Origin of the sequence: Pseudomonas sp. NY15437 (genome assembly GCF_048068435.1) — a bacterium.
Taxonomy (GTDB): Bacteria; Pseudomonadota; Gammaproteobacteria; order Pseudomonadales; family Pseudomonadaceae; genus Pseudomonas; species Pseudomonas nitroreducens_B.
The window spans coordinates 161,130-177,946 of record NZ_JBLUQC010000005.1 but is presented as its reverse complement, the minus strand read 5'-3'; the positions used below and the strand labels follow the sequence as shown (position 1 = coordinate 177,946).

At 67.4% G+C, this 16,817-nt stretch carries 21 protein-coding genes; 10 read left to right on the top strand and 11 right to left on the bottom strand.

Going from position 1 to position 16,817, the window contains the following annotated elements:
• Positions 1-180 precede the first annotated feature (180 nt).
• The 3 genes from ACNFIA_RS14115 to ACNFIA_RS14105 all read left to right on the top strand — a co-directional run bounded on the left by ACNFIA_RS14115 (position 181) and on the right by ACNFIA_RS14105 (position 2,857).
• The gene (locus tag ACNFIA_RS14115; protein ID WP_416786118.1) at positions 181-933 is read left to right on the top strand and encodes a helix-turn-helix domain-containing protein; all 753 of its coding nucleotides are present in this window, start codon (positions 181-183) and stop codon (positions 931-933) included.
• Between the two features lie 112 nt (positions 934-1,045).
• Entirely contained in the window at positions 1,046-2,467 is a 1,422-nt protein-coding gene (locus ACNFIA_RS14110) for an NAD(P)/FAD-dependent oxidoreductase (RefSeq protein ID WP_416785746.1), read from the top strand.
• A gap of 42 nt (positions 2,468-2,509) precedes the next feature.
• Positions 2,510-2,857 carry a cupin domain-containing protein gene (locus tag ACNFIA_RS14105; protein ID WP_259757174.1) on the top strand — a complete coding sequence of 116 codons (348 nt, stop codon included), beginning with the start codon at positions 2,510-2,512 and terminating at the stop codon, positions 2,855-2,857.
• Positions 2,858-3,143: 286 nt separating this feature from the next.
• On the opposite strand, the gene ACNFIA_RS14100 is transcribed toward ACNFIA_RS14105, so the two are convergent.
• The 5 genes from ACNFIA_RS14100 to ACNFIA_RS14080 form a co-directional block, all read right to left on the bottom strand.
• Entirely contained in the window at positions 3,144-3,911 is a 768-nt protein-coding gene (locus ACNFIA_RS14100; RefSeq protein WP_259757176.1) for a crotonase/enoyl-CoA hydratase family protein, read from the bottom strand.
• A 123-nt stretch (positions 3,912-4,034) separates the two neighbouring features.
• Positions 4,035-4,946 carry an SDR family oxidoreductase gene (locus tag ACNFIA_RS14095; RefSeq protein WP_259757177.1) on the bottom strand — a complete coding sequence of 304 codons (912 nt, stop codon included), beginning with the start codon at positions 4,944-4,946 and terminating at the stop codon, positions 4,035-4,037.
• 112 nt (positions 4,947-5,058) lie between these two features.
• Positions 5,059-5,352 carry a hypothetical protein gene (locus ACNFIA_RS14090; protein ID WP_416785741.1) on the bottom strand — a complete coding sequence of 98 codons (294 nt, stop codon included), beginning with the start codon at positions 5,350-5,352 and terminating at the stop codon, positions 5,059-5,061.
• Between the two features lie 99 nt (positions 5,353-5,451).
• Positions 5,452-6,330, bottom strand: a complete 879-nt coding sequence (locus ACNFIA_RS14085; protein ID WP_416785738.1) for an alpha/beta fold hydrolase — start codon at positions 6,328-6,330, stop codon at positions 5,452-5,454.
• The gene (locus ACNFIA_RS14080) at positions 6,330-7,112 is read right to left on the bottom strand and encodes a class II aldolase/adducin family protein (RefSeq protein WP_259757181.1); all 783 of its coding nucleotides are present in this window, start codon (positions 7,110-7,112) and stop codon (positions 6,330-6,332) included. Before ACNFIA_RS14080 ends, ACNFIA_RS14085 begins: the two co-directional genes overlap by 1 nt.
• Positions 7,113-7,551: 439 nt before the next feature.
• Between ACNFIA_RS14080 and ACNFIA_RS14075 the strand changes: the two genes are divergently transcribed.
• Complete coding sequence (locus tag ACNFIA_RS14075; protein ID WP_416785734.1) at positions 7,552-8,265, top strand: WbqC family protein; 714 nt, start codon at positions 7,552-7,554, stop codon at positions 8,263-8,265.
• A gap of 7 nt (positions 8,266-8,272) precedes the next feature.
• Here the strand turns inward: ACNFIA_RS14075 and ACNFIA_RS14070 are convergent, their stop codons facing one another.
• Together ACNFIA_RS14070 and ACNFIA_RS14065 are read right to left on the bottom strand one after the other, a co-directional pair.
• Entirely contained in the window at positions 8,273-8,959 is a 687-nt protein-coding gene (locus ACNFIA_RS14070) for an LrgB family protein (RefSeq protein WP_259757184.1), read from the bottom strand.
• Positions 8,946-9,323, bottom strand: coding sequence for a CidA/LrgA family protein (locus tag ACNFIA_RS14065; RefSeq protein WP_259757186.1), 378 nt, complete (start codon positions 9,321-9,323; stop codon positions 8,946-8,948). The genes ACNFIA_RS14070 and ACNFIA_RS14065 overlap by 14 nt, the downstream gene beginning before the upstream one ends.
• A 114-nt stretch (positions 9,324-9,437) precedes the next feature.
• Here ACNFIA_RS14065 and ACNFIA_RS14060 point away from each other — a divergent pair, with 114 nt between their 5' ends.
• The gene (locus tag ACNFIA_RS14060; protein ID WP_416785729.1) at positions 9,438-10,334 is read left to right on the top strand and encodes a LysR family transcriptional regulator; all 897 of its coding nucleotides are present in this window, start codon (positions 9,438-9,440) and stop codon (positions 10,332-10,334) included.
• 262 nt (positions 10,335-10,596) lie between these two features.
• On the opposite strand, the gene ACNFIA_RS14055 is transcribed toward ACNFIA_RS14060, so the two are convergent.
• From ACNFIA_RS14055 to ACNFIA_RS14045, 3 genes are read right to left on the bottom strand one after another with little or no spacing between them, the layout of a single operon-like run.
• Positions 10,597-11,652: a hypothetical protein gene (locus ACNFIA_RS14055; protein ID WP_416785726.1), complete on the bottom strand. Its 1,056-nt coding sequence runs from the start codon at positions 11,650-11,652 to the stop codon at positions 10,597-10,599.
• Between the two features lie 9 nt (positions 11,653-11,661).
• A complete protein-coding gene (locus tag ACNFIA_RS14050) occupies positions 11,662-12,129 on the bottom strand; it encodes a cupin domain-containing protein (protein ID WP_416785724.1) in 468 nt (155 codons plus the stop codon).
• Positions 12,129-12,584, bottom strand: a complete 456-nt coding sequence (locus ACNFIA_RS14045; RefSeq protein ID WP_259757190.1) for a flavodoxin — start codon at positions 12,582-12,584, stop codon at positions 12,129-12,131. Before ACNFIA_RS14045 ends, ACNFIA_RS14050 begins: the two co-directional genes overlap by 1 nt.
• A gap of 143 nt (positions 12,585-12,727) precedes the next feature.
• On the opposite strand from ACNFIA_RS14045, the gene folM reads away from it, so the two are divergent.
• The 5 genes from folM (at position 12,728) to ACNFIA_RS14020 (ending at position 15,207) form a co-directional block, all read left to right on the top strand.
• Positions 12,728-13,453, top strand: a complete 726-nt coding sequence (gene folM / locus ACNFIA_RS14040) for a dihydromonapterin reductase (RefSeq protein ID WP_416785721.1) — start codon at positions 12,728-12,730, stop codon at positions 13,451-13,453.
• Between the two features lie 32 nt (positions 13,454-13,485).
• Positions 13,486-14,046: a GTP cyclohydrolase I FolE gene (gene folE, locus ACNFIA_RS14035; protein ID WP_416785719.1), complete on the top strand. Its 561-nt coding sequence runs from the start codon at positions 13,486-13,488 to the stop codon at positions 14,044-14,046.
• 1 nt (position 14,047) lies between these two features.
• On the top strand, positions 14,048-14,419 hold the full coding sequence (gene folX, locus ACNFIA_RS14030; protein WP_259757192.1) for a dihydroneopterin triphosphate 2'-epimerase: 372 nt from the start codon (positions 14,048-14,050) through the stop codon (positions 14,417-14,419).
• Between the two features lie 125 nt (positions 14,420-14,544).
• Positions 14,545-14,856, top strand: a complete 312-nt coding sequence (locus tag ACNFIA_RS14025; protein ID WP_259757193.1) for a DUF1244 domain-containing protein — start codon at positions 14,545-14,547, stop codon at positions 14,854-14,856.
• Between the two features lie 12 nt (positions 14,857-14,868).
• Entirely contained in the window at positions 14,869-15,207 is a 339-nt protein-coding gene (locus ACNFIA_RS14020; protein WP_259757194.1) for a HopJ type III effector protein, read from the top strand.
• A 325-nt stretch (positions 15,208-15,532) separates the two neighbouring features.
• Here the strand turns inward: ACNFIA_RS14020 and trxB are convergent, their stop codons facing one another.
• Positions 15,533-16,477: a thioredoxin-disulfide reductase gene (trxB, locus tag ACNFIA_RS14015; RefSeq protein ID WP_416785714.1), complete on the bottom strand. Its 945-nt coding sequence runs from the start codon at positions 16,475-16,477 to the stop codon at positions 15,533-15,535.
• Between the last annotated feature and the right edge of the window lie 340 nt (positions 16,478-16,817).

The following is a 16,817-nucleotide window of genomic DNA, read 5'->3' as shown; positions in this document are numbered from 1 at the left end:
GGCGGGCGATATTGGTGCAAGCGATGACGAATCATCGAGACGATGGATAGTGCACCGGCATCCAGAGAACGATTACCACTACCGCAGCGGCGCGGTCTGGGGCATTCTTAGGTCCCTATGCATGCCATCGACCAACGCCCGACCGACAGTCACCTGACCGAGCAGACCCGCGAGGTGGTGCTGCGCTACCACCAGTGCTGGAAGCATCGCGACCTCGAAGCGGTGCTCGCGCTGTATCACCCGCAGGTGCAGTACAACGACTTTTTCCAGAACCGCACCCTGGGCTACGCCGACCTGCGCGACTACGTGCAGAGCACCATGCCCAGCCGCCCGGAAGAGTTCCTCGACCACATCGACCGCATCCGCGTGGACGGCGACACCGCCTTCATCCAGTACCGCATCGCGGTGACGCTGAGCGGGCGCCTGGCGACCTTCCATTCCAGCGAAGCGATCACCGTGCGCGACGGCCTGATCTGGCGCATCAACGAATACGCCTCGGTGGTACGCGAAGGCAGCGAGAGCCGTCCGCAGTCCGTCGACCCGCGCCCGGCCACCAGCCGCCTGGGCCTCTCGCCGCGCCAGCTCAGCCAGTTGGCCAGCGACCTGGAGGACTACTTCGGCAAGAGCCAGCCCTACCTGGCGCCGGACCTGGACCTCACGCAGGTGGCCACCGCCACCGGCTACACGCGCAACCAGATCTCCTACCTGCTCAACCAGGTGATGGGGCTGAGCTTCTACCAGTATGTCAACCAGACGCGCCTGACCCACCTGCTCAGCCAGTTGCGCCCACCGCTGCCCTCGCGCATCGACGAGCTGGCTTTCTCCGCCGGCTTCAACTCGCTCTCGGCTTTCTATCGCTGCTTCCGCCAGCAGACCGGGCAGTCCCCCCGCGAGTACCTGAAGCGCCTGCGCGAGGAACAGCAGGAGGCCTGATGCGCCCCTGCCGGCGGGTACGCGAGCAATCCTCGCGTACCCGCGCGCACGACAGAACCCCGCGCCAAATCTAGGCTTGCCGACATTCCCCCTCTTCCTTTCGGAGTCGTCTATGTCGGCATGGCGTCATATCAGTCTGTGGATGAACCAGTTGGACGACGATCTCGTCCCGCGGCCGTCCCTGCAGGGCACCCTGGACGTCGATGTGGCCATCGCTGGCGCCGGTTACACCGGCCTGTGGACTGCCTACTACCTGAAGCTGCGCGCACCGCAGCTGAAGATCGCCATCGTCGAGGCCGAGACCGCCGGCTTCGGCGCCTCGGGCCGCAACGGCGGCTGGCTGATGGGCAACCTGCTCGGCGAGGACCGCCTGCTCGCCGGCCTGTCGCCCGAGCAACGCCGCGCGTCCTACGACCTGCTGCATGACATCCCCGACGAAGTGGCCCGCGTACTCGACCGCGAAGGCATCGACTGCGACTACCGCAAGGGCGGCGTGCTCTATACCGCCGCGCGCTACCCGGAGCAGGAAACCCGCCTGCGCGAGTACCTCGCCCACCTGCACGCCGAAGGCCTGACCGAAGACGACTACCGCTGGCTGAGCAAGAGCGAGCTGGCCGAACAACTGCGCATCCCCAGCGCGCTCGGCGCCATCCACACCCCGCACTGCGCCACCATCGACCCGGCCAAGCTGGTCCGTGGCCTGGCCCGCGCGGTGGAACGCCAGGGCACGCCGATCTTCGAGAAGAGCCGCGTCACCCACTGGGCGCCCGGCCAACTGCGCACCGACCAGGGCGAGCTGAAGGCGCACTGGATCGTGCCCGCCATCGAAGGCTACGCCGCCGCCCTGCCACCGCTGGGTAATTACCAACTGCCGGTGCAGAGCCTGCTGGTGGCCACCGAGCCGCTGCCCGACTCGGTGTGGGCGGAAATCGGCCTCGACAAGGGCCAGGCCTTCAGCGAGTTCAGCCGCCAGGTCACCTACGGCCAGCGCACCCCGGACAACCGCCTGGCCTTCGGCGCCCGCGGCGGCTACCGCTTCGGCGGCAAGCTGCGCAACGACTTCAGCCTGACCGACGATGAGGTCGGCCTGCGCCGCTACCTGTTCAGCGAACTGTTCCCGCAATTGAAGGATGTGCGCATCACCCACACCTGGGGCGGCAACCTGGGCATGTCGCGGCGCTTCCACCCGCACATGCTGATCGACCGCCGCAACGGCATCGCCCTCTCCGGCGGCTACGGCGGCGAAGGCGTCGGCGCCACCAACCTGGGCGGCCGCACGCTGGCCGATCTGATCCTCGGCCAGGACAGCGCCCTCACCCGCCAGCCCTGGGTCATCCACGACCGCAGCGTGCAGGACGGCCTGCGCGGCTGGGAGCCGGAACCCTGCCGCTGGCTGGGCTACAACGCCATCATCCGCAGCTTCGTGCACGAGGACGATGTGCTGGCCAACCCCCACAGCGCACCCTGGCGCCGCCGCCTGGCGGAGAAAGTCGCCGCCAGCATGGAAAACCTGATGACCTGGAAGGTCGGCTGAAACGCCGCCCTTTCCGAGAGCAACGCCCCACTGGAGCCCCGTATGAAACTGACCCACCTGAAGAACACCCTGCATGCCGAACTCGGCGAAGCCAACCCGGTGGCCGTGCCCCTGGGCGAGCCGATCTCCGAGACCCGCGTGGAATCCATCGAGCGCACCGACCGTGTGGAAACCGGCATCTGGGAATGCACCCCCGGCCGCTGGCGCCGCCAGATCGTCGAGCAGGAGTTCTGCCACTTCATCGCCGGCCGCGGCACCTTCACCCCGGACGGCGGCGAGCCGATCGCCTTCCAGGCCGGCGACGCCTTCCTGCTGCCGCAGAACAGCCTGGGCGTGTGGGATATTCAGGAAACCGTGCGCAAGACCTATGTGATCATCGAGCGCGATTGATCCGGCTGCCGGTGTAGTGGGTTGGCCCGGCGCTCGGGCTTTCCCTCTCCCCAGCCCTGGCTACGCGCCCCGCTCCGAAGGGAGAGGGAGCCGTATGGCGTCAAGCGAAACACCGAGCCCGCCGGCTACTCTGAACGCCCTCTCCCCCGAAGCAGAGCGAGCGGGTCGTGCTGGTTGGATGGGAGGTGTTTAACCTGTAGGAGCGAGCTTGCTCGCGAACCGAATCCACCGGCCACACGGATGCTGGGCGGGTTCGCGAGCAAGCTCGCTCCTACGGTCACGGCGTTCAGAACTCCCCGTGCCGCCCTGCCCCGCCGGCGAAGCGCCTCGCCCCATCCACCGTCTCGCCGCTGTCGATCACCGCCATCCCGCCCTGAAATTCGTTGGCCAGCGCCACGTCGAAAGACAGTTCCCATTGCGCGAACACGCTCGCCCGGTCGGCCAGCATGCAGCGCTGCGGGAACTCGGCGATCTCCCGGGCCAGTTCCTCGGCTGACTCCAGCGCCTGCCCGCTGGGTACCACGCGGTTGGCCAGGCCCATGGCGAGCGCCTCCTGGGCGCCCACCGGGCGGCCGGTGAGGATCAGGTCCAGCGCGCGGCCCTGGCCGACGATGCGCGGCAAGCGCACCGTGCCGCCGTCGATCAGCGGCACGCCGAAGCGCCGGCAGAACACGCCGCACACGGCGTCTTCGGCCATCACCCGCAGGTCCGCCAGCAGCGCCAGCTCCAGGCCACCGGCCACGGCATAGCCCTCGATGGCGGCGATCAGCGGTTTGGACAATTGCATGCGGCTCGGCCCCATGGGCCCGTCGCCTTCCGTTTCCAGACGATTGCGCCGCTCGCCGCCCTCGGCCACCGCCGCCAGGTCGGCGCCCGCGCAGAAGGTCCCGCCCGCGCCGGTGAGCACGGCGACGCGGGCCTGGTCGTCCTGTTCGAACTCGCGCAGGGCATCGGCCAGCGCCTGGGCGGTGGGCAGGTCCACGGCGTTACGCACCGCAGGGCGGGCGATGACCAGGGTGGTCACCGGGCCGTTCTTCTGGATTATCACGCTCATGGCGAACTCCTCGGGCCGGAAGCAGAAACGCAAAGGGCCGGCATGCGCCGGCCCTTTCAACCTTACTGCGTTCGCCGCCGTGGAACAGCCCCGCTGGCCGTTCCGCCGGTCAGGCTGGCCGGATCAGCCGGCGTATTTCTGCAGGTTCGCCATCATCTCGCGCAGCGCCTCGACGTTGTCCTTGGGGTGCACGGCGTTGTCGAAGTTGCAGATCTGCGCGAAGTTGGCCGCCACGTCCTCGACGCTGTAGCCCTCGCGCGGGTCGAAGCCCACGCCCAGGCTGCGCTCCCAGCGCACCTTGCCGATCCAGCCGCCGCCCACTTCGAACAGGCCGGACGTCTCCTGGCAGGCTTCGCTGCCCAGGTACACCACCAGCGGGCTGACCAGCTCGGGCTTGAGCGCCTCGAACACCTGCGGCGGGATCAGGCCTTCGGTCATGCGGGTGCCGCCAGTGGGGGCGATGGCATTGACGAAGATGTTGTTCTTGCGGCCCTCGATGGCCAGGTTGCGGGTCAGGCCGTAGAGGCCCAGCTTGGCCATGCCGTAGTTGCTCTGGCCGAAGTTGCCGTAGATGCCGGAGGTGGACGAGGTGAAGATCACCCGGCCATAGCCCTGCTCGCGCATGAACGGCCAGGCGGCGCGGGTCACCTTGTAGGCGCCTTCGACGTGGACCTTGTAGACCAGGTCCCAGTCGGCGTCTTCCATCTTGTGGAAGGTCTTGTCGCGCAGGATGCCTGCGTTGTTCACCACCACGTCGATGCGGCCGAAGGCTTCGATGGCCTGGCGGACGATCTTCTCGCCATCGGTCACCGAGTCATGGTTGGCGATGGCGGTGCCGCCGGCTTCGCGGATTTCCGCGACCACGCGATCCGCCGCCGAGGCATTGGCGCCTTCGCCATGGGTGCTACCGCCCAGGTCGTTCACCACTACCTTGGCACCGTACTTGGCGAACAGCAGCGCATGGGCGCGGCCGATGCCGCCACCGGCGCCGGTAACGATCACGACTTTTCCGTCGAAATGCAGGGCATCACTCATGATTAGGGCTCCAGGCAGGATGGTTTTTTCCCGAGTGTCCGGCAGTCACGATGCGGTCACAACCAAGACGACCGTGGCTGAATGGTGCGCGATAAGGCCTGGGGATGATCGGTCAGCGCATGGGCATGTTCAGGTCGTCACGCGGGCCGAGCTTGAACAGCCACCAGTCGTACTCGCTCCAGAACAGCAGCAGGCCGAAGGCCGGCAGCAGCGCCAGCAGGCCCAGGGCGGCGGGCACCCAGTTCTGCGTGATCCAGGCGTAGTAGAAGCCGGCGGCACACACGCCCAGCAGCGCGAGCAGCAGGGGCACCGCGACGAAGGCGAAGTCCCGGCGCAGGTGCAGCAGCGCCCGGTACAGCAGCGAACCCTGCGGCTGGCGGACGGGAATGACGGCTCTGAGTGGCATGACAGCGACCTCCGGCTGGCAAAAACCGGGGAAGCTACCGCTGCCACTGCTGGCCGCTCTATCAGTCAGTTCCGAAACTGCAGGCGGATCGGTCCGTACCTACGGCGCCCTTTCCTGTCGGAACACCAGATAGTGCTGTAGCACCTGTTCCGGCGCCTCCACCTGCGGGTAGTGGCCGACGCCGGGCAGCTCGACGGTATCCGGCTGCGGTATCAGCTCGCGGTAGCGCGCCACCATGTGCGCGCCGGAGATCGGGTCTTCGGGGCCGTCGATCAGGCGCAGCGGCACCGCCGTGCGCTGCATCGCCCCCACCCAGCGTTCGCGATGCTGGCGCCGGTCGAGGATGTAGTGGATCAGCCGGTGCATGACGCGCGGCCCGTCGTTGTGGCGGATCAGTTCCCAGAAGGCATCCAGCTCCGCCTCGGTCGGCTGGGTCTGCGGGCCGAACACCATGGCGAAGTTCTGCGCCAGGCGGCGGCGGTCGAACAGCCGGCCGAACAGCGCACCGAGGGGGCTGAGCAGCAGCTTCTGCGAGCGCACCGCGCGGTGGGTCTCCGGGAACAGTCCGCCGTTGAGAAAGGCCAGCGACGCCAGGGCGAAACCGCCCTCCTCGTGGCGCGCCAGCAGTTCCTGGCCGACGCTGTTGCCGTAGTCGTGCACCAGCAGGTGCACCGGCTCGCGCACGCCCAGGTGCTCCAGCAGCGCCTGCTGCAGGTCGGCCTGTTCGAGGATGCGGTAGTCGTGGCCCCTGGGCTTGGCCGAGTCGCCGAAGCCGAGCATGTCGCAGGCGATCACCCGGTAGCGCTCGGTCAGCGGCTGCCAGAGGAGGTTCCAGTCCCAGGACGCCGTGGGGAAACCGTGCACCAGCAGCAGCGGAGCGCCGGTGCCGGCGCTCCAGTATCGAATGCCGTGGCCGCGGAAGGTGAAGTCGCTGCCCTGCGCGCGCCAGTCGCGCAGGGCGATGCCGGCCAGCGCCATCAGTCGCGGTAGCCGGGGTTCTGCAGGTCCAGCTTGCGCAGCAGCGCCGGCCACGCCAGCGCGCCGCCCATGCCCTGCTTGCTCTTGGTCACCGCCGCGGCCATGGCGCGGGCGCCATCGAGGATCGGCTGCGGAATCAGGATCAGCTCCGCGCCGCCGCCCTGGGCCAGCACCTGGATCTCGCAGGCGCGCTGCAGGGTGAACATCATCAGGAAGGTATCGGCGATGGTGCCCGAGCAGGTCAGCAGGCCGTGGTTGGGCAGGATCATGAAGTTGGCTTCGCCCAGGTCCGCCTGCAGCCGCGCCTTCTCGTCGTGATTGAGCGCCACGCCCTCGTAGCCGTGGTAGGCGAGGCTGGACAGGACGAACAGCGATTGCTGGGAAATCGGCAGCAGGCCCTGCTTCTGCGCGGAGACGGCGATGCCGGCGGCGGTGTGGGTGTGCAGCACGCACTCGACGTCGTGGCGCACTTCGTGGATGGCGCTGTGGATGGTGTAGCCCGCCGGGTTGATGTCGTAGGGGCTGTCCATCAGTTTCTTGCCCGACAGGTCCACCTTCACCAGGCTCGACGCGGTGATCTCATGGAACATCATGCCGTAGGGGTTGATCAGGAAGTCCTCGGTGCCGGGGACCTTGGCGGAGATGTGCGTGAAGATCAGGTCGTCCCAGCCCTGCAGGGCGATCAGCCGGTAGCAGGCGGCGAGGTCGACGCGGGTCTGCCATTCGGCGGCGGAGACCTGGTCCCTGACGTTCACGGTGGGCAGCGGGTGAGCGGCGTGCATGATCGGTAGCCTCTTCGTTGTTGTTGTTCGATGGCGCAGTCTAGTCAGCGTGGCGGCGAATCGACTCTCACGGAACTGACAGTTGCCCCTGACAACGTCCGGCGAATGTTCCGCCATAAGCACGGGGCGATGATTCGCCTTGCGCGGGCAATTTCCCCACCTATAGTGGGCAAAGCCGGTTTCAGCCGCGCCCGCATTGCGCAGCGCCCGGCGACTCCCTCCAACAGCGCTATCCAGACGCTGCGGCAGCCCGCTCGCAGGTCAGGACTGGCGGAAGCGTGCCTGATCTTCATGCCTGCCCCGGCGCCGTCTCCGGCGTCTTCGCCCCAGCTGGAAACATTTCGCAATATCTTTTGCAACGCGTTCGACTTTTGCACCGCGCTCAAGCAGTACCCGGGAGTCGGGAGGAGACTCCAGTTCGGCCAACGAGGCAGCCGACGTGAAACGAACCGCCATCATGCAGCCCTATTTCTTTCCCTACCTGGGCTACTTCAGCCTGATCAAGCACACCGACCTGTTCGTCCTGTTCGACACCGTGCAGTACATCCACCACGGCTGGATCGAACGCAACCGCATCCTCAAGCACCAGGCCGGCTGGTCCTACATCCGCGTGCCGCGGATCAAGCACCACCGCCACGCGCTGATCAGGGACGTGCGCCTGGACAACCGCCAGGACTGGCGCCGCACCCTGTTCTCGCAACTGGATGTGTACCGCAAGGTCGCGCCCTACTACCGCGACGTGCGGGAAATGATCGCCGCCGCGCTGGACCACCCCTTCGAGGACATCGTCTCGGTGAACAAGACCACCCTGGAGGCGACCTGCGCCTACCTGGGCTTTGCCCGCCGCATGCCGGTGCTGTCGCAGATGGAGCTGTCGATGGAGCGGCCGACCGCGCCGGACGAATGGGCGCTGAACATCTGCAAGGCGCTGGGTGGCGTGGAGGAGTACTGGAACCCGCCGGGCGGCCAGAGCTTCTTCGACCGCAGCAAGTACCGCAATGCCGGGCTGACCCTGCGCTTCCAGGAGCCCAAGCTGCGCCCCTATGACCAGAAGCGCCCGACCTTCGAGGCGGGCCTGTCGATCATCGACGTGATGATGTTCAACTCCCCCGCCGAGACCTCGCGCATGCTCGACGCCTACGAGCTGAGCTGAGCGTCGCTTACAGGCACCAGGCCAGGAGCGGCGCCAGCAGCAGGTTGAACAGCCCGGTCAGGACCATCAGCAGGCCGGCCGCCGAGCCTTCCTCACCGCCGAATTCGTAAGCCCGGCTGGTGCCCGCACCGTGGGCGCCCACGCCCAGCAGCGCGCCGCGGGCCAGGGCGGAGCGCAGCGGCAGCATTTTCATCAGCACGCCGCCGATCATCGCGCCGAACACCCCGGTGATCATCACGAAGGCCGCGGTCAGCGCCGGCACACCGCCCAGGTCGTGGGACATCTCCATGGCGAACGGCGTGGTGATCGAGCGCGGGATCAGCGACAGCGTCACCTGGCCGTCCAGCGCCAGCGCGTGGGCCAGCGCCCAGGAACTGCCGATGGCCATGCTCGAGCCGGCCAGCATGCCGGTCAGCAGCGCCGGCCAATGGCGGGCGAGCAAGGCGCGCTGCTGCCAGATGGGGATGGCGAAGGCCACGGTGGCCGGGCCGAGCAGCGCCACCAGCCAACTGGTGTCGCGGGCATAGTCGGCGTAACGGACCTGCAGCGGAATCGCCAGGGCGAACAGCAACACCGGCACGAAGACGATGGGCGACAGCCAGTACTGCTGGAAACGGCGGTAGAGGGTACGGCTGAGCAGGTAACCGCCCAGGGTGACGGCCAACCAGAACAGGGCTTGCTTATCGAGGCTCATGGCGCGATCTCCAGCGGCACATCCACTCCACCGCCAGGGCGGTGGAAAGCATCACCATCACGGTGCTGGCGGTGATCACCAGCAGAATCTTCCAGCCCTCGCTGCGCAGCAGCGGGCCGTAGTCGAGCAGGCTCATCAGCGCGGGGATGAAGAACAGCAGCATCTCCGCCAGCAACAGGCCGGCGCCGCCCTGCAGCAGGGCCGGGCGGATCGCCCCGCAGGCGAACAGCACCAGCAGCAGCGCCAGCCCGATGACGCTACCCGGCACCGGCAGCCCGGTCAGGGCGGCGATCCAGCCGCCGATCCACCAGAAGGCGGCGAGGACGGCGAGTTCGAAGATCAGGCGGGCGGCACGGCGGAACATGGCGGCGATCTCGGTGCGTTGAGCGGATGAAGAAAATCGGTTGGGAATGGTGCAAAGCCTACTCCCGCGCCTATCATCCCCAAAGCGAATAGATCGAATCGGAGCCATTCCAGAATGGAATTCAAGCAACTGCGCACCTTCGCCGAAGTCGTGCGCCACGGCAGTTTCACCCAGGCGGCGGTGCACCTGAACGCCAGCCAGTCGGCGGTGAGCAAGCAGGTCGCACAACTGGAGCAGAGCCTGCGTGTGCAATTGCTGGAGCGCAGCGGCCCGCACATCCGCCTGACCGCCGCCGGCGACGTGGTGCTGCGCCGCGCCGAAGACATGCTGCGGCTGCGCCGTGAATTGCGCACCGAACTGGACGACCTCACCCACCTGCACCGCGGCGAGCTGCGCCTGGGCCTGCCGCTGCTGGGTGCCGACGCGCTGTTCGCCGGGCGCTTCGCCGAATACCGGCGGCGCTACCCGAACATCGACGTGCACCTGATCGAGGGCGGCAGCAAGACCATGGAGGAGATGGTCAGAAGCGGCGAACTGGAACTGGGCGGCGGCCTCACCCCGGACGACCCCGGCTTCGACTGGCAACCCTTCTGCAACGAACCGCTGGACGTGTTGCTGCCGTCGGGCCACGCACTGGCCGCCCGCGAGAGCCTGGAGTTGGCGGAACTCTCCGACACGCCCTTCCTGCTCTACCAGCAGAGCTTCACCCTCAACGACCGCCTGCTGCGCGCCTGCCGCGACGCCGGCTTCGAACCCAAGGAAGGCGGCCGCAGCGGGCAGGCGGACTTCCTCGGCGCGCTGGTCGCCGCCGGGCAAGGCGCGGTGCTGTTGCCGCGGGTGGTGGCAAAGGACCTGGAGCGACCGGGGCTGGTGCGCGTGCTGCTGAGCCAGCCGGACCTGCGCTGGGACATCAGCTTCATCTGGCGCCGCGATGCCTACCTGTCGAATGCCGCCAAAGCCTGGCTGGCGCTGATGGTGGAAATGCCGCTGCATCCCGAAAGCTCAGCGTGACGATGGCTCGCGAGCAAGGACAAGGCGCCCCCTCGGTCCTACGAAAAGCGCACCAGCGCTGACCTGTAGGAGCGGGCCATGCCCGCGATCCGCCGGTCGGGCCGGCGTTAGGGAGGATTCGCGAGCAAGAGCCAGGCGCCCCCTCGGTCCTACGGTGGGCGCGGGGCCTGCGCCCCTCCGTAGGGCGCATAACGCGCTAGCGTTATCCGCCGCGCTGCCTGTCGATTGCCGCGAAGGCGATGCCTCAGCGGCGCAGGCGGGCTTACGAACCCGAATCCTCCGACGAGAAATCGAAGGTGTCGAAAACGATCACGCCGGCCTGATCGTTGGGCAACTCGCCCTCGATGCGCCCGTCGGGCTGCTGGACCACCGTCATGCCTTCCGTAACCGTTCCGCCGTCCGCACGGCGCGCCACCTCGCCATTCACCGGGGTGAACAGCCAGGCGCCAGGCGCGCGGTCGCGCAGGGTGCGGTTGACCGACTGCACCTGGGTGCCGGCGGGATAGCTCATCCCGCCCAGAGTGAATTCCCGCGCGAGGTTGGCGCTCTCGAAGCCGAACAGTGTGCGCTCGCCGCCCAGCAGCAACGTGACGCCCGACAGCGGTAGCTGTGCCAGTTGCAGTGGCGCGTGCACGTCGATGCGCCAGACATCCGGGTCGCGCAGGCCATCGCCGTAGGTGGTGGTGTAGCGCATCAGCTCGCTGCCCGGCGGGATATCCAGGCCGGCCACGCGATTGCCCGCCGCCAGCTGGCAGCCCATCAGCAGGATGTCCGACTCCGCGCGCACCGCCAGGCGCAGCGGCGCCTCCGGCCCGCAGTGCCAGCCATCGACCGTGACGGGCGCGGCAAGGCGCAACTCGTGGACAGGCAACTCCACCGCCGGTGCCTGGTCGTCCCAGGTGGAACTGAAGCGCACGGCGAGCGCGGCAATCCCGTGAACCGGTGTCGGCGCCGGGAACTCGACCTCATCAGCAGCCTGCCAGTCATGGGAGCTGGGCAACGACAGGCGCGTGCCGGCCGGCACGTCGATACCGCGGATGCGTGCCGGCTCGCTGAGCGTCGGGTGGCGGGCCGCCTGTTCCTGCCGGCTCTCCCTACTGACCACCTGCCAGACGTACGCCATGTAGGCCTGGGGCAGGCAGAGCACCAGCAGCACGACCAGCAGGCTCCAGCTGACGACACGATGGCGCGCCCACCACTGGCGCGCGGAGCGAAACAGACACAGCACCAGCAGCCAGAGCAGCAGGACCAGAACGGCCAGGGCGGACACGCCGAGCGTGACCAGCAGGGCCGGGGAAAACAGCGGTACCGGGATCATCCTTGTCCCTCAGAGCAGATCGGTGAACTCCATCAGGCGCGGCCATTCACGCTGCGCCTGGCTATCGTCGGCGAGCAACCTGAAGCCGGCGAACTCGAAAGCTGGCGACACGGTGCAGCCCACCAGCACGTAATCGCCCTGGCAGCGCGCGGCCTGCCAGGCATGGGCGGGCACGGCGCGTTGCGGCAGGCTGCCCTCGCCCACCGGGCCGAGCGCCTCGCGGCGCACGGCGGCGTCCGGCTGCTCGGCGATCAACAACTCCAGCGCGCTGCCTTCGTGGAAGTGCCAGAGCTCGTCGGCGTCCACCCGGTGCCAGCGGCTGACGGTGCCCGCCGGCAGCAGGAAGAGAATCGCCGATGATTGCGGCCGTCCGCCGGCATCCGCCAGCCGCGATTCGAACACCCGCCGGTAGAAGCCGCCCTCGGGGTGCGGGGCGAGCTGCAGGGTGTCGATCAGGTAACGGGCGCGGGGATGCATCAGGCCTTCAGCGCGGCGATGAACTCGGCCAGCCACGGCTCGGAGTCGGTTTCCTGGTCCACCGTCTCGCTGCCGTCCAGGCGCAGCATGGGCACCACTTCCCGCACGCCCAATTCGGCGAACAGCTCGCGCACCTGCTCGCCGCCCCCACAGTAGGTATCGCCGTAGCTGGAATCGCCCAGCGCCAGCACGGCGCCGGGGCGGCCGCGCCAGTCGGCCGGCAGGCGGTCGCGGATGCTGTGGAACAGCGGCTGGAAGCTGTCGGGCAAATCGCCCATTCCGGTGGTGGCGGTCACCACCAGGAAGGCCTCGGGGGCGAAGGCGAGCATGGCGTCCAGGGTGGCGCGCGGGTCGTACCAGGCCTCGAAACCGGCGGCTTCGAGCAGGCGCTTGGCGTGGCGCGCGACTTCTTCGGCGGTGCCGTAGACCGAGCCGGACACAATGGCGACTTTCATGTTCACTCCCACAAGGCAAGACAAGGCCGCCCATTATGCCCCATCCGTGCCGCACCGCGCCGGGGCTGGTATAGTTTTGCCCTACCCGGCCGCTAGGACATTGTCCGCCGCGGCGCCCCCCAGTGGATATTCGCGAGGCGCGCATGGGCCAGACCCCAGCCCCCATCCTGATCACCGGCGCCAGCCAGCGTATCGGCTTGCACTGCGCCAAGCGCCTGCTGCAGGAGGGTCAGCCGGTGATCGTCACCTATCGCCAGGACAAGCCTGGCATCGCCGAACTGCGCGAACTGGGCGCCACCTGCCTGCACGCCGAACTGGCCGACGAGGCCGGCATCCTCGCCTTCATCGACGAGCTGAGCGCCCGCACCGAGCGCCTGCGCGCGATCATCCACAACGCCTCGGCGTGGATCGGCGACACGCCCGGCGAAGAAGCCCAGGTCTTCGAATCGCTGTTCCGCCTGCACATGCTCGCGCCCTACCTGATCAACCTGCGCTGCGCGCCGCTGCTCGAACGCGACGCCGCCGCACGCGGCGCCCCGGCGGACATCATCCACCTTTCCGACGACGTCGCCCGCAAGGGCAGCGCCAACCGCATCGCCTACTGCGCGAGCAAGGCCGGCCTGGACAACCTCACCCTGTCCTTCGCCGCCAGCCTTGCGCCGCGCATCAAGGTCAACGGCATCGCGCCGGCACTGATCCTGTTCAACGAAGGCGACGACGACGCCTACCGCGCCCGCACCCTGGCGAAATCCGCCATGGGCATCGAGCCCGGCCCGGACGTGATCTACCAGAGCGTGCGCTACCTGCTCGACAGCCCCTACGTGACCGGCACTACCCTCACCGTCAACGGCGGCCGGCATCTCAAATGACCCGCCCGGCGCGGGCGCGAGGAACTCCCACCATGATCGACGACATGTCTCACCAGTATCGTGAGATTCTCAAGGGGCTCGGCGAAGACCCGACCCGCGAAGGCCTGCTGGACACGCCCAAGCGCGCGGCCAAGGCCATGCAGTACCTCTGCCACGGCTACGGCCAGACGCTGGAGGAAATCGTCAACGGCGCGTTGTTCGCCTCGGACAATGACGAAATGGTCATCGTCAAGGACATCGAGCTGTACTCGCTGTGCGAACACCACCTGCTGCCCTTCATCGGCAAGGCCCACGTGGCGTACATTCCCACCGGCAAGGTGCTGGGCCTGTCGAAGGTGGCGCGCATCGTCGACATGTTCGCGCGCCGCCTGCAGATCCAGGAAAGCCTGACCCGGCAGATCGCCGAGGCGGTCCAGCAGGTCACCAGCGCCGCCGGCGTGGCGGTGGTGATCGAGGCGCAGCACATGTGCATGATGATGCGCGGGGTGGAGAAGCAGAACTCGGTGATGAACACCTCGGTGATGCTCGGCGCCTTCCGCGCCTCCAACACCACCCGCCAGGAATTCCTGCAACTGATCGGACGGAGCAAGTGACATGACGCAATTGCAGCCGGGCATGGCGCGAATTCGGGTCAAGGACCTGCGCGTACGCACCTACATCGGCATCAAGGAAGAGGAAATCCTCAACAAGCAGGATGTGCTGATCAACCTGACCATCCTCTACCCGGCGGCCGACGCGGTGCAGGTCAACGACATCGAGCACGCGCTGAATTACCGCACCATCACCAAGGCGATCATCGCCCACGTCGAGGAAAACCGCTTCGCCCTGCTCGAGCGGCTGACCCAGGAACTGCTCGACCTGGTCATGGCCAACCCGGCCGTGCGCTACGCCGAAGTGGAAGTGGACAAGCCCCACGCCCTGCGCTTCGCCGAGTCGGTATCCATCGCCCTGGCCGCCCAGCGCTGAGCCACGCCTGCCACCCTGCACGCCCGTGCCAGTCGGCCAACGGGCGTTGCTGGCAGATCGCCCGCCTCTTAGAATCTCGCCAGCCCCGCCATGCGCCTGCGATGCGCCACAGTGAGAAACCTGCCATGACCGAGCCGATGAACCTGACCGACGAGCAGCGCACCGAACTGGAAGCCGCCGCGTTCCGCACCCTGGTGCAGCACCTGCGGACCCGCAAGGACGTGCAGAACATCGATCTGATGAATCTTGCCGGGTTCTGCCGCAACTGCCTGTCCAAGTGGTACAAGGCCGCGGCGGACGACATGGGCCTGCCGGTCAGCCCCGACCAGGCCCGCGAAGAGATCTACGGCATGCCTTACGCCGAATGGAAGGCCAAGTACCAGACGGACGCCTCGCCCGAACAACAGGCGGCCTTCGATAACGCGAAGAAACACTAAGAGTTTGCCTTGATGACCCTCAACGATTTCCGCTCGCGCCTGCGCAGCGAGCAGCACCTGTTCACCGATACCCTGGCGTACATCGCCGAGCACTACAGCTACACCCCCAGCGCCTTCACCAACGGCAGCGTGGAAAACCCCGCCGGGCAGAACGAAGGTTCCTGCAAAACCCTGGGTTTTGCCATTCTCGAGGGGCTGAGCGAGGAAGAGTCGCTGCTGGCCTTCGGCGAGCACTACCGCGCCGTGCGCGACAATCCCGAAGGCACCGACCATGCCAACATCCGTGCCTTGCAGGTCACCGGCCTGGCCGGCGTCAACTTCGAACGCCAACCGCTGTCGCGTCGCGGCTGAGGTTCTTCCGCTCCATGAAAAAGCCCCGCATTAGCGGGGCTTTTTTCTTGGAACATCGGACCGGAGCTCCCCTGTGGGAGCGCGCCGCGGGCGCGATCGCAGGCATGGCCCGCTCCTACAATGGGGATCGGTGCCGGGAGCTGAATGGGCGTCGGTTCGGCAGTACGCATGGCGCCAAATATGGTAGGAGCGAGCTTGCTCGCGAACGAGTCCCGCACCGTGCCTGGCAGGTTCGCGAGCAAGCTCGCTCCTACGAAGTATCCGAATGGGCAAGAAAAAGGCCCCGCAAGCGGGGCCCCTTCCTGCACGCCGGCTCTTCGGGCCGTTACAGGGAATCCAGGTAACGCTCCACATCCAGCGCGGCCATGCAGCCGGCGCCGGCGGAGGTGATCGCCTGGCGGTAGACGTGGTCGGCCACGTCGCCGGCGGCGAAGACACCGGGAATGCTGGTCGCGGTGGCGTTACCGTCACGGCCGCCGTTGACCACCAGGTAGCCGTCCTTCAGCGCCAGTTGGCCTTCGAATAGCGAGGTATTGGGCGTGTGGCCGATGGCGACGAACAGGCCATCGACGGTCAGCTGCGAGGTCTCGCCATCGTTGTGGCGCAGGCGCACGCCGGTAACGCCCATGTCGTCGCCCAGCACCTGCTCCACCTGGGCATTCAGGCGCAGCTCGATCTTGCCTTCGGCGATGCGCGCCCGCAGCTTGTCCTGCAGGATCTTCTCGGCGCGGAAGCTCTCGCGGCGGTGCACCAGGGTGACCTTGCTGGCGATGTTGGCCAGGTACAGCGCCTCCTCCACGGCGGTGTTGCCGCCGCCCACCACGGCCACCTCGCGGTTGCGGTAGAAGAAGCCGTCGCAGGTGGCGCAGGCGGATACGCCCTTGCCCATGAACGCCTCTTCCGACGGCAACCCCAGGTAACGGGCGCTGGCGCCGGTGGCGATGATCAGCGCGTCCGCGCTGTAGGTGCCGCTGTCACCCTTGAGCACGAAGGGCTTGCCAGCCAGATCCACGGCGTGAATGTGGTCGAAGACTATCTCGGTCTCGAAGCGTTCGGCATGCTCCTGCATGCGCTGCATCAGCGCCGGGCCGGTCAGGCCGTGGGGGTCGCCCGGCCAGTTGTCGACTTCGGTGGTGGTGGTCAGTTGGCCGCCCGCCTGCATCCCGGTGATCAGCAACGGCTTGAGGTTGGCGCGGGCGGCATAGACCGCGGCGCTATAGCCGGCGGGCCCGGAACCCAGAATGATGACGCGCGCGTGACGATCGGACATGACAGTCTCCAGTGCTGAGGTGGATGAGTCGGGCAAAGAAAAGGGAGCTGCCAAAGCACCAGGGGGAAGGTTGGGAGGGCGGCAGCTCCACGTAAAGGTTTCTTGCGCGGTCCGCATGGCCCGGAGACCGTGGGCAATGCGGTGTGACCCAAGTCACAGTTCGCATTGTCCTGCAGAACGCTGGAAATCCCTTGAGATAAGTCAGGGATTTCCGCAGTCGCCCGTCGCTCCTTGAGATAGGTCAGGGTGCGGCGGATCGACCCTCGAACTCGTTCGATAGCAGATGGCGCGCAGCTTACCGCCGCCACCGCGTCCTGCTGAAATGCCCAATCTCAATGCC